14 protein-coding genes are annotated in these 17,078 nt (G+C 60.8%); 13 read left to right on the forward strand and 1 reads right to left on the reverse strand.

The annotated features are described in order from the left end of the window. The first annotated feature begins 7 nt into the window (after window positions 1-7). The 11 genes from edd (at window position 8) to ACYYKW_RS08460 (ending at window position 13,690) form a co-directional block, all read left to right on the forward strand. A complete protein-coding gene (gene edd, locus ACYYKW_RS08410) occupies window positions 8-1,834 on the forward strand; it encodes a phosphogluconate dehydratase (protein WP_090285562.1) in 1,827 nt (608 codons plus the stop codon). After that, window positions 1,831-2,781 (forward strand): glucokinase, encoded by a 951-nt coding sequence (locus ACYYKW_RS08415; RefSeq protein ID WP_093099040.1) that lies wholly within the window; start codon window positions 1,831-1,833, stop codon window positions 2,779-2,781. The genes edd and ACYYKW_RS08415 overlap by 4 nt, the downstream gene beginning before the upstream one ends. A gap of 165 nt (window positions 2,782-2,946) precedes the next feature. Beyond that, a complete protein-coding gene (locus ACYYKW_RS08420) occupies window positions 2,947-3,678 on the forward strand; it encodes a response regulator (RefSeq protein WP_090285558.1) in 732 nt (243 codons plus the stop codon). Further along, complete coding sequence (locus ACYYKW_RS08425; RefSeq protein ID WP_093099042.1) at window positions 3,668-5,137, forward strand: ATP-binding protein; 1,470 nt, start codon at window positions 3,668-3,670, stop codon at window positions 5,135-5,137. The genes ACYYKW_RS08420 and ACYYKW_RS08425 overlap by 11 nt, the downstream gene beginning before the upstream one ends. Window positions 5,138-5,440: 303 nt before the next feature. Continuing rightward, window positions 5,441-6,700, forward strand: coding sequence for a D-mannose isomerase (locus ACYYKW_RS08430; RefSeq protein WP_464989898.1), 1,260 nt, complete (start codon window positions 5,441-5,443; stop codon window positions 6,698-6,700). Window positions 6,701-6,818: 118 nt separating this feature from the next. Beyond that, the gene (locus ACYYKW_RS08435) at window positions 6,819-8,120 is read left to right on the forward strand and encodes an ABC transporter substrate-binding protein (RefSeq protein WP_093099046.1); all 1,302 of its coding nucleotides are present in this window, start codon (window positions 6,819-6,821) and stop codon (window positions 8,118-8,120) included. 126 nt (window positions 8,121-8,246) lie between these two features. Next, window positions 8,247-9,155, forward strand: a complete 909-nt coding sequence (locus ACYYKW_RS08440; RefSeq protein WP_042607263.1) for a carbohydrate ABC transporter permease — start codon at window positions 8,247-8,249, stop codon at window positions 9,153-9,155. Beyond that, a complete protein-coding gene (locus tag ACYYKW_RS08445; protein ID WP_090285550.1) occupies window positions 9,148-9,993 on the forward strand; it encodes a carbohydrate ABC transporter permease in 846 nt (281 codons plus the stop codon). Before ACYYKW_RS08440 ends, ACYYKW_RS08445 begins: the two co-directional genes overlap by 8 nt. 2 nt (window positions 9,994-9,995) lie before the next feature. Continuing rightward, window positions 9,996-11,156, forward strand: coding sequence for an ABC transporter ATP-binding protein (locus ACYYKW_RS08450; RefSeq protein ID WP_464989899.1), 1,161 nt, complete (start codon window positions 9,996-9,998; stop codon window positions 11,154-11,156). A 222-nt stretch (window positions 11,157-11,378) separates the two neighbouring features. Beyond that, a complete protein-coding gene (locus ACYYKW_RS08455; RefSeq protein WP_090285545.1) occupies window positions 11,379-12,728 on the forward strand; it encodes a carbohydrate porin in 1,350 nt (449 codons plus the stop codon). A 107-nt stretch (window positions 12,729-12,835) separates the two neighbouring features. Continuing rightward, the gene (locus ACYYKW_RS08460) at window positions 12,836-13,690 is read left to right on the forward strand and encodes a D-hexose-6-phosphate mutarotase (protein WP_093099051.1); all 855 of its coding nucleotides are present in this window, start codon (window positions 12,836-12,838) and stop codon (window positions 13,688-13,690) included. A 120-nt stretch (window positions 13,691-13,810) separates the two neighbouring features. On the opposite strand, the gene ACYYKW_RS08465 is transcribed toward ACYYKW_RS08460, so the two are convergent. Further along, complete coding sequence (locus tag ACYYKW_RS08465) at window positions 13,811-14,671, reverse strand: MurR/RpiR family transcriptional regulator (RefSeq protein ID WP_169842436.1); 861 nt, start codon at window positions 14,669-14,671, stop codon at window positions 13,811-13,813. Between the two features lie 225 nt (window positions 14,672-14,896). Between ACYYKW_RS08465 and zwf the strand changes: the two genes are divergently transcribed. Beyond that, complete coding sequence (gene zwf / locus ACYYKW_RS08470) at window positions 14,897-16,363, forward strand: glucose-6-phosphate dehydrogenase (RefSeq protein WP_093099054.1); 1,467 nt, start codon at window positions 14,897-14,899, stop codon at window positions 16,361-16,363. Continuing rightward, window positions 16,350-17,063: a 6-phosphogluconolactonase gene (pgl, locus tag ACYYKW_RS08475; protein ID WP_464989900.1), complete on the forward strand. Its 714-nt coding sequence runs from the start codon at window positions 16,350-16,352 to the stop codon at window positions 17,061-17,063. Before zwf ends, pgl begins: the two co-directional genes overlap by 14 nt. Window positions 17,064-17,078 lie beyond the last annotated feature (15 nt).

Here is a 17,078-nt window from a genome sequence, read left to right on the forward strand (position 1 = left end):
TCTACACATGCATCCCCGCGTTCTTGAGGTCACCGAACGGCTTATCGCCCGCAGCCGCGCCACGCGTCAGGCTTACCTTGCATTGATTCGCGGCGCCGCCACGGACGGGCCGATGCGCGGCAAGCTGCAATGCGCCAACTTCGCCCACGGCGTGGCCGGTTGCGGCAGCGAAGACAAGCACAGCCTGCGGATGATGAACTCGGCGAACATCGCCATTGTTTCTTCGTATAACGACATGCTTTCGGCACACCAGCCGTACGAAGTTTTCCCCCAGCAGATCAAGAACGCCTTGCGCGAAATCGGCTCGGTCGGCCAGTTCGCTGGCGGCACCCCGGCGATGTGCGACGGCGTGACCCAGGGCGAGCCGGGCATGGAACTGAGCCTGCCGAGCCGCGAAGTGATTGCCATGTCGACCGCCGTGGCGCTGTCGCACAACATGTTCGACGGTGCGCTGATGCTCGGCATCTGCGACAAGATCGTGCCGGGGCTGATGATGGGCTCGCTGCGCTTCGGTCATCTGCCGACCATTTTTGTGCCGGGCGGGCCGATGGTCTCGGGGATTTCCAACAAGGAAAAAGCCGATGTGCGGCAGAAGTACGCCGAAGGCAAGGCGACCCGCGAAGAGCTGCTGGAATCGGAGATGAAGTCCTACCACAGCCCGGGCACCTGCACGTTCTACGGCACCGCCAACACCAACCAGTTGCTGATGGAAGTCATGGGCCTGCACTTGCCGGGCGCCTCTTTCGTTAACCCGAACACGCCGCTGCGTGACGCACTGACCCGCGAAGCCGCGCATCAGGTCACGCGCCTGACCAAGCAGAACGGCAACTTCATGCCGATCGGTGAAATCGTCGACGAGAAGGCGCTGGTCAATTCGATCGTTGCCCTGCACGCCACTGGCGGCTCGACCAATCACACTCTGCACATGCCGGCGATCGCTATGGCCGCGGGCATTCAGCTGACCTGGCAGGACATGGCCGACCTCTCCGAAGTCGTCCCGACCCTGAGCCACGTCTACCCGAACGGCAAAGCCGACATCAACCACTTCCAGGCCGCGGGCGGCATGTCGTTCCTGATCCGCGAACTGCTCGGCGCCGGCCTGCTGCACGAAGACGTCAACACCGTGCTTGGCCACGGTTTGAGCAAATACACCAAAGAACCATTCCTTGATAACGGCGAGCTGGTCTGGCGCGAAGGCCCGACTGACAGCCTCGACGAAAACATTTTGCGTCCAGTCTCTCGAGCGTTCTCCGCCGAGGGCGGCTTGCGCGTGATGGAGGGCAACCTTGGTCGCGGCGTAATGAAAGTTTCGGCGGTGGCGCTGGAAAACCAGATCGTCGAAGCGCCGGCGATGGTGTTCCAGGATCAGCAGGATCTGGCCGACGCGTTCAAGGCCGGTCTGCTGGAGAAGGATTTCGTCGCAGTGATGCGCTTCCAGGGCCCGCGTTCCAACGGTATGCCGGAGCTGCACAAGATGACGCCGTTCCTCGGCGTGCTGCAGGATCGCGGCTTCAAAGTGGCACTGGTGACCGACGGGCGCATGTCCGGCGCGTCGGGGAAAATCCCTGCGGCAATTCACGTCAGCCCCGAAGCTTATGTCGGTGGTGCTTTGGCGCGCGTGCAAGAGGGCGATATCATCCGCGTCGATGGCGTCAAAGGCACCTTGGAACTGAAGGTCGACGCCGACGAATTTGCCGCACGCGAACCTGCCAAAGGCCTGTTGGGCAACAACATCGGCAGCGGTCGCGAACTGTTCGGCTTCATGCGCATGGCCTTCAGCTCGGCGGAGCAGGGCGCCAGCGCCTTCACTTCTGCCCTGGAGACGCTTAATTGAAACTGGCTTTGGTCGGTGACATCGGAGGCACCAACGCACGTTTTGCGTTGTGGCAAAACCAGCAACTGCAATCGGTTCAGGTGCTGGCCACGGCCGACTTTGCCAGCCCGGAAGAGGCGATCAGCCTGTATCTGAGCGGGCTCGGTCTGGCGCCGGGGGCGATCGGCTCGGTGTGCCTGTCGGTCGCCGGTCCGGTCAGCGGCGATGAATTCAAGTTCACCAACAATCACTGGCGCCTGAGCCGCAGCGCGTTCTGCAAGACCTTGCAGGTCGAGCAATTGTTGCTGACCAACGATTTTTCGGCGATGGCGCTGGGCATGACCCGCTTGCAGCCGGGCGAGTTCCGGGTGATCTGCGAGGGCACGCCGGAGCCGTTGCGCCCGGCGGTGGTGATCGGCCCGGGCACCGGGCTGGGCGTGGGTACCTTGCTGGACCTCGGCGGAGGTCGCTTCGCGGCATTGCCGGGCGAGGGCGGTCATGTTGACCTGCCGCTGAGCAGCCCGCGCGAAACCCAACTGTGGCAGCACATCTACAACGAGATCGGCCATGTCAGCGCCGAGACCGCATTGAGCGGCGGCGGCTTGCCGCGACTGTACCGGGCGATCTGCGCAGTCGACGGGCATGAACCGACCCTCGACACGCCGGAAGCGATTACCGCGGCCGGTCTGGCGGGCGATCCGATTGCCCTCGAAGTGCTTGAGCAGTTCTGCTGCTGGCTCGGTCGCGTGGCCGGCAACAACGTGCTGACTACTGGCGCGCGCGGAGGGGTGTATATCGTTGGCGGGGTGATTCCGCGCTTTGCCGATTTCTTCGCCAGCAGCGGTTTCGCCCGCAGCTTCGCCGACAAGGGCTGCATGAGCGATTACTTCAAAGGCATCCCGGTGTGGCTGGTGACGGCGCCGTACTCTGGCCTGGTCGGCGCCGGCGTGGCCCTCGACCAGGCTTGATACCGAGTCGCCTGCATCGCTGGCAAGCCAGCTCCCACAGATTTGTGAACGACACAGATCCTTGTGGGAGCTGGCTTGCCAGCGATGAGGCCAGAACAGACAACAAATTTCCAAGGTTCATCAGGCATAATCCGCCCCAATTCCAACAACAAGGATGCCTTCGAAGTGAGCTCAGTCAACAAGTCGATATTGTTGGTCGATGACGATCAGGAGATACGCGAGTTGCTGGAAACCTACCTGACCCGCGCCGGGTTTCAGGTACGCGCCACCGCCGACGGGGCCAGTTTCCGTCAGGCGCTCAACGAGGCGCCGAGCGATCTGGTGATTCTCGACGTCATGCTGCCCGACGAAGACGGCTTCAGCCTGTGCCGTTGGGTGCGTCAGCATCCGCGTCAGGCGCAGGTGCCGATCATCATGCTGACCGCCAGTTCCGACGAAGCCGACCGCGTGATCGGTCTGGAACTCGGCGCTGACGATTACCTCGGCAAACCGTTCAGCCCGCGCGAACTGCAAGCGCGGATCAAGGCTCTGCTGCGCCGCGCGCAATTTGCGCACGAACGCAGCGGCAGTGAAGTGCTGGCTTTTGATGAGTGGCGGCTGGACATGGTCAGTCATCGGCTGTTTCACACCGACGGCGAGGAAGTGATTCTCTCCGGTGCCGATTTCGCGCTGCTGAAACTGTTCCTCGATCACCCGCAGGAAATCCTCGACCGCGACACCATTGGCAATGCCACCCGTGGCCGCGACCTGATGCCGCTCGACCGGATTGTCGACATGGCCGTCAGCCGTTTGCGCCAGCGTCTGCGTGACACCGAAAAACCGCCGCGACTGATCCGCACCGTGCGCGGCAGCGGCTATCAACTGGCAGCCAACGTGGTTGCCGGCAATGCTCACTGAGTCGCTGCGCAGACTCGCCGCTAAAGTCCCGGTGCCGCGTTCGCTGCTCGGACGCATGCTGCTGTTGACCCTGCTCGCAGTGCTGTTTGCGCAAACCCTGTCGAGCGTGATCTGGGTTTCGCAGCTGCGCGCGACGCAGCTCGAAGGGCTGGTCACCAGCGCCCGCAGCCTGGCCCATTCGATGACCGCCAGCGTCAGCTATTTTCGCTCGCTGCCGGTGGCGTACCGGCCGCTGGTGCTCGACCAGTTGCGCAGCATGGGCGGTACGCGTTTCGTCGTGACCCTGAATGACAAACCGCTGGGCATGGACGTGCTGCCGGTCACCCCGCGTAAAGCGGCGGTGATGCAAGCGGTGGATGAAGTGCTGCGCCAGACCCTGGGCCATGACACCGATATTTCGGTGACGTTCGTCAGCCCCGAGGACCTGCGCATCTTCAATGCCGGCTTGAAGCTCGATGAGCTGCCACGCTCGTGGGCGCATTACGCGCTGACGCTGGAGCCGGTCAATCCGCCGGTGCTGGTCACGCAGATTCAAATGGCCCCGGGCGAATGGCTGTACATCGCCTCGCTGCTGCCCGAGCCCTACACCAGTCTCGAAGAACAAGGCCTGCCGTCGCAGCAGGTCTGGTTCATCGTCCTCACCAGCGGTTTTCTGCTGTTGTTCATTGGGCTTTTGGTGCACTGGCAGAGCCGCCCGCTCAAGCGTCTGGCGCGCTCGGCGCGGGATTTGTCGCTGGGCGCCGACGTCGAGCCGGTGGCCGAGGGCGGCGGCAGCGAAGTGGTCGAAGTGGGCCGCGCATTCAACACCATGCGCGAACGCATCAGCCGCTACCTGACCGAGCGCAGCCAGTTGTTCAGCGCGATTTCCCACGACCTGCGCACGCCGATCACCCGCTTGCGCTTGCGCGTCGAACTGCTCGAAGACGAACAGCTGCAAGCCAAGTTCGGCCGTGATCTGGATGAGCTGGAACTGCTGGTCAAAGGCGCGCTGCAATGCGTCAAGGACACCGATATCCACGAGAACATCGAACCGGTGGATCTCAACCATGTGCTCGATTGTCTGGTCGAGCCGTACCTGGCACCGAACGGCAACGGTCGCGTGACCCAGCACGGCCGTGCGCTGACGGCGTATCCGGGCAAGCCGCTGGCGTTGAAACGCTGCATCGGTAACCTGATCGATAACGCGCTCAAGTACGGGCAGAACGCGCATCTGCACATCGATGATGATGAAAGCGCGTTTGTGCTGCATGTCGACGACGAAGGCCCGGGCGTGCCGGAGCAGCGTCTGGAGCAGGTGTTCGAACCGCATTTTCGCTTGGCCGGGCAACAGCAGGGTTATGGGCTGGGGTTGGGCATTGCGCGCAATATTGCCCACAGCCATGGTGGGGAAGTGACGTTGCAGAATCTGCGTGAGGGTGGGTTGCGGGTGACGTTGCAGTTGCCTAGATCTGTGGATTAGCCCCTGAAGAGCCCCTCACCCTAGCCCTCTCCCAGGGGAGAGGGAACTGACCGGGTTGTCTCGCGTCACGCATCGACCTGAAGCACCGTGTCGATTAAGGATTCGCTGAAGAACTCCCATCTCGGCGCATCTCTCGAGCATCCCCCATTCGGCCCCCTCTCCCTCCGGGAGAGGGCTGGGGTGAGGGTGCTTTCGCTGCGTTTTGTCACGGATCAGTGACAAACCACGTCCCCTTCGTTACAAGCCCACCCCGGCCCGTTGTTTAGACTGCCGGCAGTCCTAACAACAAAAAAGGGTCACTCCATGGACACCTTTCACCCAGGCTTCAGCAGTTGGCTGAACGCGCCTGCCCACCAGCAATGGCTCGCCGCCGAAGGCCTGCGCCTGCTGGATTTCGCCAAGGCAGCAAGACTTCCCGAAGGTTTCGGCAACCTCGACGAGCGCGGCCAATTACCGGCCAATGCGCAAGCCGAAACCATGAACACCGCACGCATGACTCACAGCTTCGCCATGGCGCATATCCAGGGCCTGCCGGGGTTTGCCGAACTGGTCGACCACGGCATTGCCGCGTTGCGCGGGCCGTTGCGTGATGCGCTGCACGGTGGCTGGTTTGCGGTCGCCGAACACCGCGACGACAACACCGGCAAGAATGCCTACCTGCATGCCTTTGTCGCGTTGGCCGCCAGTTCTGTCGTGGTTGCACAACGGCCCGGCGCCCAGGCTTTGCTGGATGATGCGATCGACATCATCGACACGTATTTCTGGAGCGAAGAAGAGGGCGCCATGCGTGAATTCTTCAACCGCGACTGGAGCGAAGAGGAAGCCTACCGTGGCGCCAACAGCAACATGCACGCGACCGAAGCGTTCCTCGCGTTGGCCGATGTCACCGAAGACCCGCGCTGGCTGGTGCGCGCCCAGCGCATCGTTGAACGCGTGATTCATGGTCACGCTGCGGCCAACGATTACATGGTTATTGAGCACTTCAACCGCGACTGGCAGCCGCTGCGCGATTACAACCACGACAATCCTGCTGATGGCTTCCGTCCTTACGGCACCACGCCGGGCCACGGGTTCGAATGGGCGCGGCTGCTGCTGCACCTCGAAGCGGCGCGGGTCCAGGCCGGCATGCTCACGCCGGGCTGGCTCGCCACTGATGCGCAAAAACTGTTCGAGAACAACTGCCGCCACGGCTGGAACGTCGACGGTGCGCCGGGCATCGTTTACACCCTCGATTGGGACAACAAAGCGGTGGTCCGCCATCGTTTGCACTGGACCCACGCCGAAGCCAGCGCCGCCGCGAGCGCCTTGCTCAAGCGCACCGGTGATGCCCAATACGAGACCTGGTACCGATTGTTCTGGGAATTCTGCGAACTGCAATTCATCGACCGCTGCAACGGCAGCTGGCATCACGAACTCAATCCGCAAAACCAGCCAAGTGCCGATATCTGGCCGGGCAAGCCTGATCTGTATCACGCCTGGCAGGCCGTTTTGATTCCACGATTGCCGCTGGCACCGAGCATGGCCACGGCTTTGGCGCAGTTATCCCAAGGCAGTCCTGTGTAACCATGTCGTGACATTTACGCGTCCCTTCGTTACCTGCGAAGGGAAACGCTCTGTTTAAACTCCGTGCAGCGCAAGCACCAGACTTGCAATGCATAACAACAAGAAAGGTACATCTCGAATGAATGCGATTTCTCGCCTCGCTACTGTCATTTCTGTCGCCTCCCTGTTCCCGCTCGCAATCCTGCCGCTCAGTGTTTCCGCTGCCGAATCCAAAGGTTCGGTCGAAGTCGTGCACTGGTGGACCTCCGGTGGCGAAAAAGCCGCTGTCGATGTGCTCAAGGCTCAAGTCGAAAAAGACGGTTTCACCTGGAAGGACGGCGCTGTCGCCGGTGGTGGCGGTGCGACTGCCATGACCGTGCTGAAAAGCCGCGCCGTTGCCGGCAACCCGCCGGGCGTTGCCCAGATCAAAGGCCCGGATATCCAGGAATGGGCATCGACCGGCCTGCTCGACACCGACGTTTTGAAAGACGTTGCCAAGTCGGAAAAGTGGGACAGCCTGCTCGACAAGAAAGTCTCCGACACCGTCAAGTACGACGGTGATTACGTGGCCGTGCCGGTGAACATTCACCGTGTCAACTGGCTGTGGATCAACCCGGAAGTGTTCAAGAAAGCCGGGATCACCAAGAACCCGACCACCCTCGAAGAGTTCTACGCTGCCGGCGACAAGCTGAAAGCCGCAGGCTTCATTCCGCTCGCCCACGGCGGTCAGCCTTGGCAGGACAGCACCGTGTTCGAAGCCGTGGTGCTTTCGGTCATGGGCGTGGATGGCTACAAGAAAGCCCTGGTCGACCTCGACAACAAAGCGCTGACCGGCCCGGAAATGGTCAAGGCGCTGACCGAGCTGAAAAAAGTCGCGACCTACATGGACGCTGATGGCAAAGGTCAGGACTGGAACCTCGAAGCGGCCAAGGTCATCAACGGCAAGGCCGGCATGCAGATCATGGGTGACTGGGCCAAGTCCGAATGGACCGCCGCCAGGAAAGTCGCCGGCAAGGACTACGAGTGCGTAGCGTTCCCGGGCACCGACAAAGCGTTCACCTACAACATCGACTCGCTGGCCGTGTTCAAGCAGAAGGACGCGGGCACCGCGGCCGGTCAGCAGGACATCGCCAAAGTCGTGCTGGGTGAAAACTTCCAGAAAGTCTTCAGCATCAACAAAGGCTCGATCCCGGTACGCAACGACATGTTGAACAACATGGACAAGCTCGGCTTCGACTCCTGCGCCCAGACCGCTGCCAAGGACTTCCTCGCGGACGCCAAGTCCGGCGGCCTGCAACCAAGCATGGCGCACAACATGGCGACCACGCTGGCGGTGCAGGGCGCGTTCTTTGACGTAGTCACCAACTACATCAACGACCCGAAAGCCGACCCGGCCGATGCGGCGAAGAAACTCGGCGCGGCGGTTCAGTCAGCCAAATAGGCGCCTTAGCGGCGAGCTGCAAGCTACGAGCTTCAAGCTGCAAGTTAAAAGCTTGCGCGACGTTGGTCTTGCAGCTTGCAGCTTGCAGCTAGTAGCTGTTCTTCTCTTTCTTTTGTGGATTTGCTCATGAGTTCTGTTGCTGTGTTCAGCAAGGCCTCGCCGTTCGATGCATTGCAGCGCTGGCTACCGAAACTGGTGCTGGCGCCGAGCATGTTCATCGTGCTGGTGGGCTTCTATGGCTACATCCTGTGGACGTTCATTCTGTCGTTCACTACGTCGACTTTTCTGCCCAACTACAAATGGGCCGGTCTGGCGCAATACGCACGGTTGTTCGACAACGACCGCTGGTGGGTGGCGAGCAAGAACCTTGCGGTATTTGGCGGCATGTTCATCGGCATCACTTTGGTGATCGGTGTGTTGCTGGCGGTATTCCTCGACCAGCGCATCCGTCGCGAAGGCTTTATCCGCACCATTTACCTGTACCCGATGGCGCTCTCGATGATCGTGACCGGTACCGCGTGGAAATGGCTGCTCAACCCGGGCATGGGCCTGGACAAATTGTTGCGTGACTGGGGCTGGGAAGGCTTCCGTCTCGACTGGCTGATCGACCCCGATCGCGTGGTCTACTGCTTGGTGATCGCTGCTGTGTGGCAGGCCTCGGGCTTCATCATGGCGATGTTCCTCGCCGGTCTGCGTGGCGTAGATCAATCGATCATTCGTGCTGCGCAGATCGACGGCGCGAGCATGCCGCGCATCTACTGGAAAGTGGTGCTGCCAAGCCTGCGCCCGGTGTTCTTCAGTGCGGTAATGATTCTGGCGCACATCGCGATCAAGAGTTTCGACCTCGTCGCTGCGATGACGGCCGGTGGTCCGGGTTATTCCTCCGACCTGCCCGCGATGTTCATGTATTCGTTCACCTTCAGTCGCGGCCAGATGGGCATGGGCTCGGCCAGTGCGATTCTGATGCTCGGTGCGATCCTCGCGATCATCGTGCCTTACCTGTATTCCGAGCTGAGGACCAAGCGCAATGACTAGTCTCGCTGCCAAACCTGCGATCAGCTTCAGTCGCATCGCCATTTACGCGGTGCTGATTTTCGCGGTGATTCTGTATCTGGTGCCGCTGGTGGTCATGTTGCTGACCAGCTTCAAAACGCCCGAAGACATCAGCACCGGCAACCTGCTGAGCTGGCCGACCGTGGTCAGCGGCATCGGTTGGGTCAAGGCCTGGGCCACGGTTGACGGTTACTTCTGGAACTCGATCAAGATCACCGTTCCGGCCGTGATCATCTCCACCGCCATCGGTGCATTGAACGGTTATGTGCTTTCGATGTGGCGCTTCCGTGGTTCGCAACTGTTCTTCGGTCTGCTGCTGTTCGGCTGCTTCCTGCCGTTCCAGACCGTGCTGCTGCCGGCCTCGTTCACCCTCGGCAAGATGGGCCTGGCGAGCACCACCACCGGCCTGGTTTTCGTTCACGTGGTTTACGGTCTGGCGTTCACCACGCTGTTCTTTCGCAACTACTACGTGAGCATTCCCGATGCGCTGGTCAAGGCTGCGCGTCTGGACGGTGCCGGTTTCTTCACGATTTTCCGGCGGATCATTCTGCCGATGTCGACGCCGATCATCATGGTCTGCCTGATCTGGCAGTTCACCCAGATCTGGAACGACTTCCTCTTCGGTGTGGTGTTCTCCAGCGGCGATTCGCAGCCGATCACCGTGGCGCTGAACAACCTGGTCAATACCAGCACCGGCGCCAAGGAATATAACGTGGACATGGCAGCGGCGATGATCGCCGGCCTGCCGACCCTGCTGGTCTATGTGGTCGCAGGCAAGTATTTCGTGCGCGGGCTGACGGCCGGCGCGGTCAAGGGGTAATCATGGCAACGCTCGAACTTCGCAACGTCAACAAGACTTACGGTGCCGGTCTGCCGGACACCCTGAAGAACATCGAACTGTCGATCAAGGACGGCGAATTCCTGATCCTCGTCGGCCCGTCGGGTTGCGGTAAATCGACCTTGATGAACTGCATCGCCGGCCTGGAAACCATCACCGGCGGCGCGATCATGATCGGTGATCAGGACGTCAGCGGCATGAGCCCGAAGGATCGTGACATCGCCATGGTGTTCCAGTCCTACGCGCTGTACCCGACCATGAGCGTGCGCGAGAACATCGAGTTCGGCCTGAAGATCCGCAAGATGCCCCAGGCTGCGATCGACGAAGAAGTCGCGCGCGTGGCCAAGCTGCTGCAGATCGAACACTTGCTCAATCGCAAGCCGGGCCAGCTCTCCGGCGGGCAGCAACAGCGCGTGGCGATGGGCCGTGCGCTGGCACGTCGGCCGAAGATCTACCTGTTCGACGAACCGCTGTCCAACCTCGACGCCAAGCTGCGCGTCGAGATGCGCACCGAAATGAAACTGATGCACCAGCGTCTGAAAACCACCACGGTTTACGTGACGCACGACCAGATCGAAGCGATGACCCTGGGCGACAAGGTCGCGGTGATGAAAGACGGAATCATTCAGCAGTTCGGCACCCCTAAGGATATCTACAACGAACCGGCCAACCTGTTCGTCGCCAGCTTCATCGGTTCGCCGCCGATGAACTTCATTCCGCTGCGCTTGCAGCGCAAGGACGGCCGTTTGCTGGCGCTGCTCGACAGCGGTCAGGCGCGTTGCGAATTGCCGATGAGCATGCAGGACGCCGGGCTTGAAGATCGCGAAGTGATCCTCGGCCTGCGCCCTGAGCAGATCTGTCTGGCGAACGGCGAGGGCAATGGCCTGCCGAGCATTCGCGCTGAAGTGCAGGTCACCGAGCCGACCGGTCCGGACACCCTGGTGTTCGTCAATTTGAATGAAACCAAAGTCTGCTGCCGACTGGCGCCAGACGTGGCACCGCAGGTGGGCGAGAGCCTGACGCTGCAATTCGATCCGTCGAAAGTGTTGTTGTTCGATGCCAAAACCGGTGAGCGCCTGGGCGTTGCGGGCCAGATGCAGACAGAAACCCGGTCGGCGAATGTGGCGCAGTTCAAAGGCCGCTGAAGAACAAGGCTGGAATGCTGTCCTGTGGGAGCTGGCTTGCCAGCGATGGCATCAACCCGATTCGACGAGGGACCGAGTTGCCTGCATCGCTGGCAAGCCAGCTCCCACATGGGTCGGTTCCACAAAAAAGGAGCACGCGGCGAATGGCCTGTCATTCGTCGCACTTTATGTAAACCGCGTTAGATAAAAACAGTTAATAACAATAAAGACGAGGATGTAGGGATGAAAAAGAAACACGTCAATGCCCGGTTGATCTGCCAGGTTTCTGCGGCGGCAGCACTGGTGCTGGCCGGTAACGCGATGGCGGCGGATGCGTTCAGCTCCGACTCCAAATGGATGACCGGTGACTGGGGCGGTGAGCGGACCAGGCTGATCGAGCAGGGTATCGACATCAAGGCTGACTACGTTGGGGAAGTCGGTGGCAACCTGAACGGTGGCTACAACGACGACAAGACTGCGCGTTACGCTGACCAGTTCGGTCTGGGCGTGGCACTCGATCTGCAAAAGCTGTGGGGCTGGGATAACACCCAGGCGAAGATCCAGCTGACCAATCGTAACGGCTACAACATCTCCAATGACCGCGTTGGTGATCCGCGTGCCGGCACCCTCAGCTCCTCGCAGGAAGTCTACGGCCGTGGGCACATGGTGCGCCTGACCCAGTTGTGGATTCAGCACCAGTTCTTCGACAACAAACTCGACGTCAAGGCCGGTTACTTCGGTGAAGGCGAAGACTTCAACACCTTCCCGTGCGACTTCCAGAACCTCGCGTTCTGCGGTTCGCAAGTGGGCAACTGGGCAACCAACATCTGGTACAACTGGCCCGTCAGCCAGGCCGCGATTCGTGTGAAATACAACATCAACGACGAGCTCTACGCGCAGATCGGTGCGTACAACCAGAACCCGTCGCAGCTGGAACACGGCAACGGCTTCAAACTCAGCGGCAGCGGCACCAAGGGTACTGTTCTGCCAGTCGAACTGGTCTGGTCGCCGAAGGTAAACAGCCTGCCGGGCGAATACCGCGTCGGTTACTACAAGAGCACGGCTGATGCCGACGACGTTCGTGAGGACGTCAACGGTTTCGACGCAGCCACCACGGGCGACGCTTACAAGTCGCACAACAGCAAAAGCGGTTACTGGTTCGTCGCGCAACAGCAACTCACCAGCCACAACGGTGACGCCACTCGCGGTCTGAACATCGCCGCCAACGCGACCTTCCACGACAAGGACACCAACTTCATCGACAACTACCAGTCGGTGATGTTTGTCTACAAAGGCCCGTTCGATGCGCGTCCGAAAGATGACATCGGTATTGGCGCAGCGCGTATCCACGTCAATAAGGACGTGAAGCGCAATGCCGAATTGCTGAACGCTTCCAACGGTGTTTCCGACTACGACAACGCCGCGTTCTCGCCGATTCGTGAAACCGAATACAACTACGAGCTCAACTACGGCTTCCACGTCACCAACTGGCTGACCGTGCGTCCCAACCTGCAATACATTACTCATCCAGGCGGTGTGGATGAAGTGGACAACGCTTTGGTCGCTGGCCTGAAAATTCAGTCAACGTTCTAACGCGTCTGCGATAAGCTCCTCTCTATGTGCGCATATTTGCGGACAGCCCAGGCTGTCCGCTTTTTTTTGCAGGGCTGGCGCAGCCCGTAATTTTTGGACCGTGGCCAATGCATGAGCATCCGCTGCAACGCTTCTTCAAATCCCTGCGCGAACGACCGGTGTTCGCCTGGGAACGCTATCAGCTGCGCGATGTGCTGGTGATCGATCATCCGTTATGCCAGGCGGTGTTCAGTCGGCAGGGCGCGCAATTACTGCACTTTCAGCCGCGTGGGCAAAAACCGTGGTTGTGGTGCGCGGCGAAGTGGCCGCATGTCGGCGCGATCCGCGGCGGCGTGCCGGTGTGCTGGCCGTGGTATGGCCGCCATCCGAGCGAAAATGCGTGGCCGTCGCATGGTTGGGCACGATTGCTCGACTGGAAACTGCTCGACAGCAGCAGCGCCGAGGATGGCGTGCGTCTGCACTGGCAATTGCAACTGTGCGACTGGCAGGTCGACCTGCATGCACATCTGGGCGAACGCATGGAATTACGCCTGAGCACCGAGCATCAGGACGACATGCCGTGCCAGCTGAGCCAGGCTTTGCATGCTTACTGGCGTATTGGCGATGTCGGTGAGATAGCGCTGTCTGGGCTCGAAGGCGCGCAGGGTTATGACCAGTTGAATCGCCAGGTGTGCCAGCAGGAAGGCGAGTTGCGCGTGGAGGGCGGCTGTCAGCGGGTGTTCCAGCATGACGGCGAATTGCAGCTCAAGGATCACGCCTGGCAGCGCGAGTTGTGCATCGATACCGGCGACAGCGGCGACACCGTGGTGTGGCACCCGGGCGCGCGACCGTTGCTCGGGGTGAGCTGGGACGAGATATCCGAGTTTGTCTGCGTGGAAGCGGCGGCGGGCGGGACGGACAGCCTGCATCTGGCGCCGGGGGAGAAGGCGCATTTGAGTTTGCAGGCGTGGACGGCGGCCTGATTTTCTGTTGTTGCTGATGGCCTCATCGCGAGCAGGCTCACTCCTACAGGGGAACGCATCTTCAAATGTAGGAGTGAGCCTGCTCGCGATGGCGGTCGATCAGCGCGTGGAGAATCCGGATTAGTTGAACTCATCTCCAACCGGATACCGGCTGGCATTCAAACTCTCTTTGATCTTGCGCAGATGCGGCTGGAAATCCACGCCACGGCGCAAGGTCATCCCCGTCGCCAGCACATCCAGCACGGTCAACTGAATGATCCGCGAGGTCATCGGCATATAGATGTCGGTGTCTTCCGGCAGCGGAATATTCAGGCTCAACGTACTGGCCTTGGCCAGCGGCGAATTCTCCGCGGTCAGGCCCAATACCGACGCGCCATTCTCGCGAGCGATACGTGCCACTTCCACCAGCTCACGAGTGCGCCCGGTGTAGGAAATGATCACGAACAGCTCACCGGTGTGCGCCACCGAAGCAATCATCCGCTGCATCAGCACATCGGCATGCGCGGTCACCGCCAGGTTGAAGCGGAAGAATTTGTGCTGCGCATCCAGCGCCACCGGGGCTGAGGCGCCGAGGCCGAAGAAGTGGATCTGCCGGGCCTGGATCAACAGGTCGACGGCGCGGCTGATCAGGTTTGGGTCGAGTGCCTGGCACGCGCTGTCCAGCGAGGCGATGGCGCTGCCGAAAATCTTCTGCGTGTAGGCTTCGGGATTGTCGTCGGCCTCGACCGCGCGGCTGACGTACGCTGCGCCGCTGGCCAGGCTCTGCGCCAGTTGCAGCTTGAGTTCGGGGTAGCCGCTGACCCCGAACGAGCGGCAGAAACGGTTGACCGTCGGCTCGCTCACCGATGCCGCCTGGGCGAGGGCGGCGATGCTGAAGCGGGTGGCCTGCTGCGGGTTGAGCAGGATCACCTCGGCGACCTTACGTTCGGCCTTGTTCAGCTCTTCAAGGCGACTCTGGATCTGTTCCAGTAAATTTCGCACGCGGTCCATATGGAATTCCTGATTCACCGACGCAAGGTGCGCCGGGCTATGCAAATTGGGCCTTTGATATGGCCCGTAACGGTGGCCTATCCTACTGATGCGTCCGAGCGTCCACCACTCGGAATCTGTATTTTGCGAAAATGTTGTAGTTATTACTACATTTTCCCTTGAGTGATGCCTTGAAAAAAGGTATTTGTAGCTTAACTTGATAAAAGAACAAACATCATGCCTTCGATTACGGTTGAACCGTGCACCTTTGCCTTGTTCGGCGCCCTTGGCGATCTCGCCCTGCGCAAGCTGTTTCCTGCCCTTTATCACCTCGATGGCGCCGACCTGTTGCACGAGGACACGCGCATCATCGCGCTGGCCCGTGAAGCCGGCAGCGAGCAGCAACACATGGCGTTCATCGCCGCCGAACTGCGCCGCTACGTCGGCAAAGAGTTGAACGAAACCGTGGCCGAGCGCTTTCTCGCGCGCCTGACCTATCTGCACGTCGATTTCCTCAAGGCTGAAGACTATGTTGCGCTGGCGGAAATGGCCGGCAGCAGCCAACGCATGATTGCCTACTTCGCCACACCGGCAGCGGTGTACGGCGCGATCTGCGAGAACCTGGAAAAAGTCGGTCTGGCCGAGAACACCCGCGTGGTGCTGGAAAAGCCGATCGGCTCCGACCTCGAATCTTCGCGCAAGGTCAATGACGCCGTGGCGCAGTTCTTCCCGGAAGACCGCACCTACCGCATCGACCATTACCTGGGCAAAGAGACTGTCCAGAACCTGATCGCCCTGCGTTTCGCCAACAGCCTGTTCGAAACCCAGTGGAACCAGAATTACATCTCCCACGTGGAAATCACCGTGGCCGAGAAGGTCGGCATCGAAGGCCGTTGGGGCTACTTCGACAAGGCTGGCCAGTTGCGCGACATGATCCAGAATCACCTGTTGCAACTGCTCTGCCTGATCGCCATGGACCCGCCGGCCGACCTGTCCGCCGACAGCATCCGTGACGAGAAAGTGAAAGTGCTCAAGGCGCTGGCGCCGATCAGCCCGGAAGGCCTGACCACGCAAGTGGTGCGCGGCCAGTACATTGCCGGCCACAGCGAAGGCAAATCCGTTCCGGGTTACCTCGAAGAACCGAATTCCAATACCCAGAGCGATACCGAAACCTTCGTCGCTCTGCGTGCCGACATCCGCAACTGGCGCTGGGCCGGCGTGCCGTTCTATTTGCGCACCGGCAAGCGCATGCCGCAGAAGCTGTCGCAGATCGTCATCCACTTCAAGGAACCGTCGCACTACATTTTCGCCCCGGAGCAGCGCCTGCAGATCAGCAACAAACTGATCATCCGCCTGCAGCCGGACGAAGGCATTTCCTTGCGCGTGATGACCAAAGAGCAGGGTCTGGACAAAGGCATGCAACTGCGCAGCGGGCCGCTGCAACTGAATTTCTCCGACACCTGGCGTAGCGCGCGGATCCCCGATGCCTACGAGCGGTTGTTGCTGGAAGTGATGAACGGCAATCAGAACCTGTTTGTCCGTAAAGATGAAATCGAAGCCGCGTGGAAGTGGTGTGACCAGTTGATCGCCGGGTGGAAAAAATCCGGTGACGCGCCCAAGCCGTACGCGGCCGGGTCGTGGGGGCCGATGAGCTCCATCGCGCTGATCACGCGGGACGGGAGGTCGTGGTATGGCGATATCTGATGTGCAACTGCCAGCGGGCGTAAATGCCCACGAATTCAACAGCCCGGTGTTGTTGGCCGAAGGTCTGGCCCAGAACGTGGCCGCGCAATTGCGCGAAGCCATTGGCGCACGTGGCAACGCGGTATTGGTGGTGTCCGGCGGTCGCAGTCCGGTGGCGTTTTTCCAGCACCTGGCGAAAGCGGATCTGGACTGGTCGAAAGTCGTCGTGACCCTTGCCGACGAGCGCTGGGTGCCGATCGAGCACGCCGACAGCAATGCCGCCCTGCTCAAGCAATACCTGCTCAAAGGGCCGGCGGCCAAGGCGCAATTCCTCAGCCTCTACAGCGCGGCAGCCAGCGTTGAACAGGCCGCCGAGCAGGCTGACCGTTTGCTCGCCGAGCTGCCGCCGATCGACGTGCTGGTGCTGGGCATGGGCGACGACGGCCACACCGCGTCGCTGTTCCCCGACAGCCCCAATCTGACCGAAGCCTTGCAGGCCGACGGCACGCGCCGTTGCTGGCCGATGCTGGCGCCGAGTGTGCCGCGTCAACGCCTGACCATGAGCCGGGCGCTGCTGGCTTCGGCCAGACACAAGATCCTGTCGATTTCCGGTCAATCGAAACTGACCACCCTGAATGCCGCGCTGGCATCCGATGACGTCGCGGCCATGCCGGTGCGCGCATTCCTGCAACCTACGTTAGAGATTTACTGGTGCCCATGAGCCAAGGAACAGCCG

It is taken from the genome of Pseudomonas sp. 15C (assembly GCF_055484735.1).

Coding starts and splice junctions, on each gene's coding strand:
- edd (WP_090285562.1), top strand. CDS start 8: ATGCATCCCCGCGTTCTTGAGGTCACCGAACGGCTTATCGCCCGCAGC.
- ACYYKW_RS08425 (WP_093099042.1), top strand. CDS start 3,668: ATGCTCACTGAGTCGCTGCGCAGACTCGCCGCTAAAGTCCCGGTGCCG.
- ACYYKW_RS08430 (WP_464989898.1), top strand. CDS start 5,441: ATGGACACCTTTCACCCAGGCTTCAGCAGTTGGCTGAACGCGCCTGCC.
- ACYYKW_RS08435 (WP_093099046.1), top strand. CDS start 6,819: ATGAATGCGATTTCTCGCCTCGCTACTGTCATTTCTGTCGCCTCCCTG.
- ACYYKW_RS08440 (WP_042607263.1), top strand. CDS start 8,247: ATGAGTTCTGTTGCTGTGTTCAGCAAGGCCTCGCCGTTCGATGCATTG.
- ACYYKW_RS08445 (WP_090285550.1), top strand. CDS start 9,148: ATGACTAGTCTCGCTGCCAAACCTGCGATCAGCTTCAGTCGCATCGCC.
- ACYYKW_RS08450 (WP_464989899.1), top strand. CDS start 9,996: ATGGCAACGCTCGAACTTCGCAACGTCAACAAGACTTACGGTGCCGGT.
- ACYYKW_RS08455 (WP_090285545.1), top strand. CDS start 11,379: ATGAAAAAGAAACACGTCAATGCCCGGTTGATCTGCCAGGTTTCTGCG.
- ACYYKW_RS08460 (WP_093099051.1), top strand. CDS start 12,836: ATGCATGAGCATCCGCTGCAACGCTTCTTCAAATCCCTGCGCGAACGA.
- zwf (WP_093099054.1), top strand. CDS start 14,897: ATGCCTTCGATTACGGTTGAACCGTGCACCTTTGCCTTGTTCGGCGCC.
- pgl (WP_464989900.1), top strand. CDS start 16,350: ATGGCGATATCTGATGTGCAACTGCCAGCGGGCGTAAATGCCCACGAA.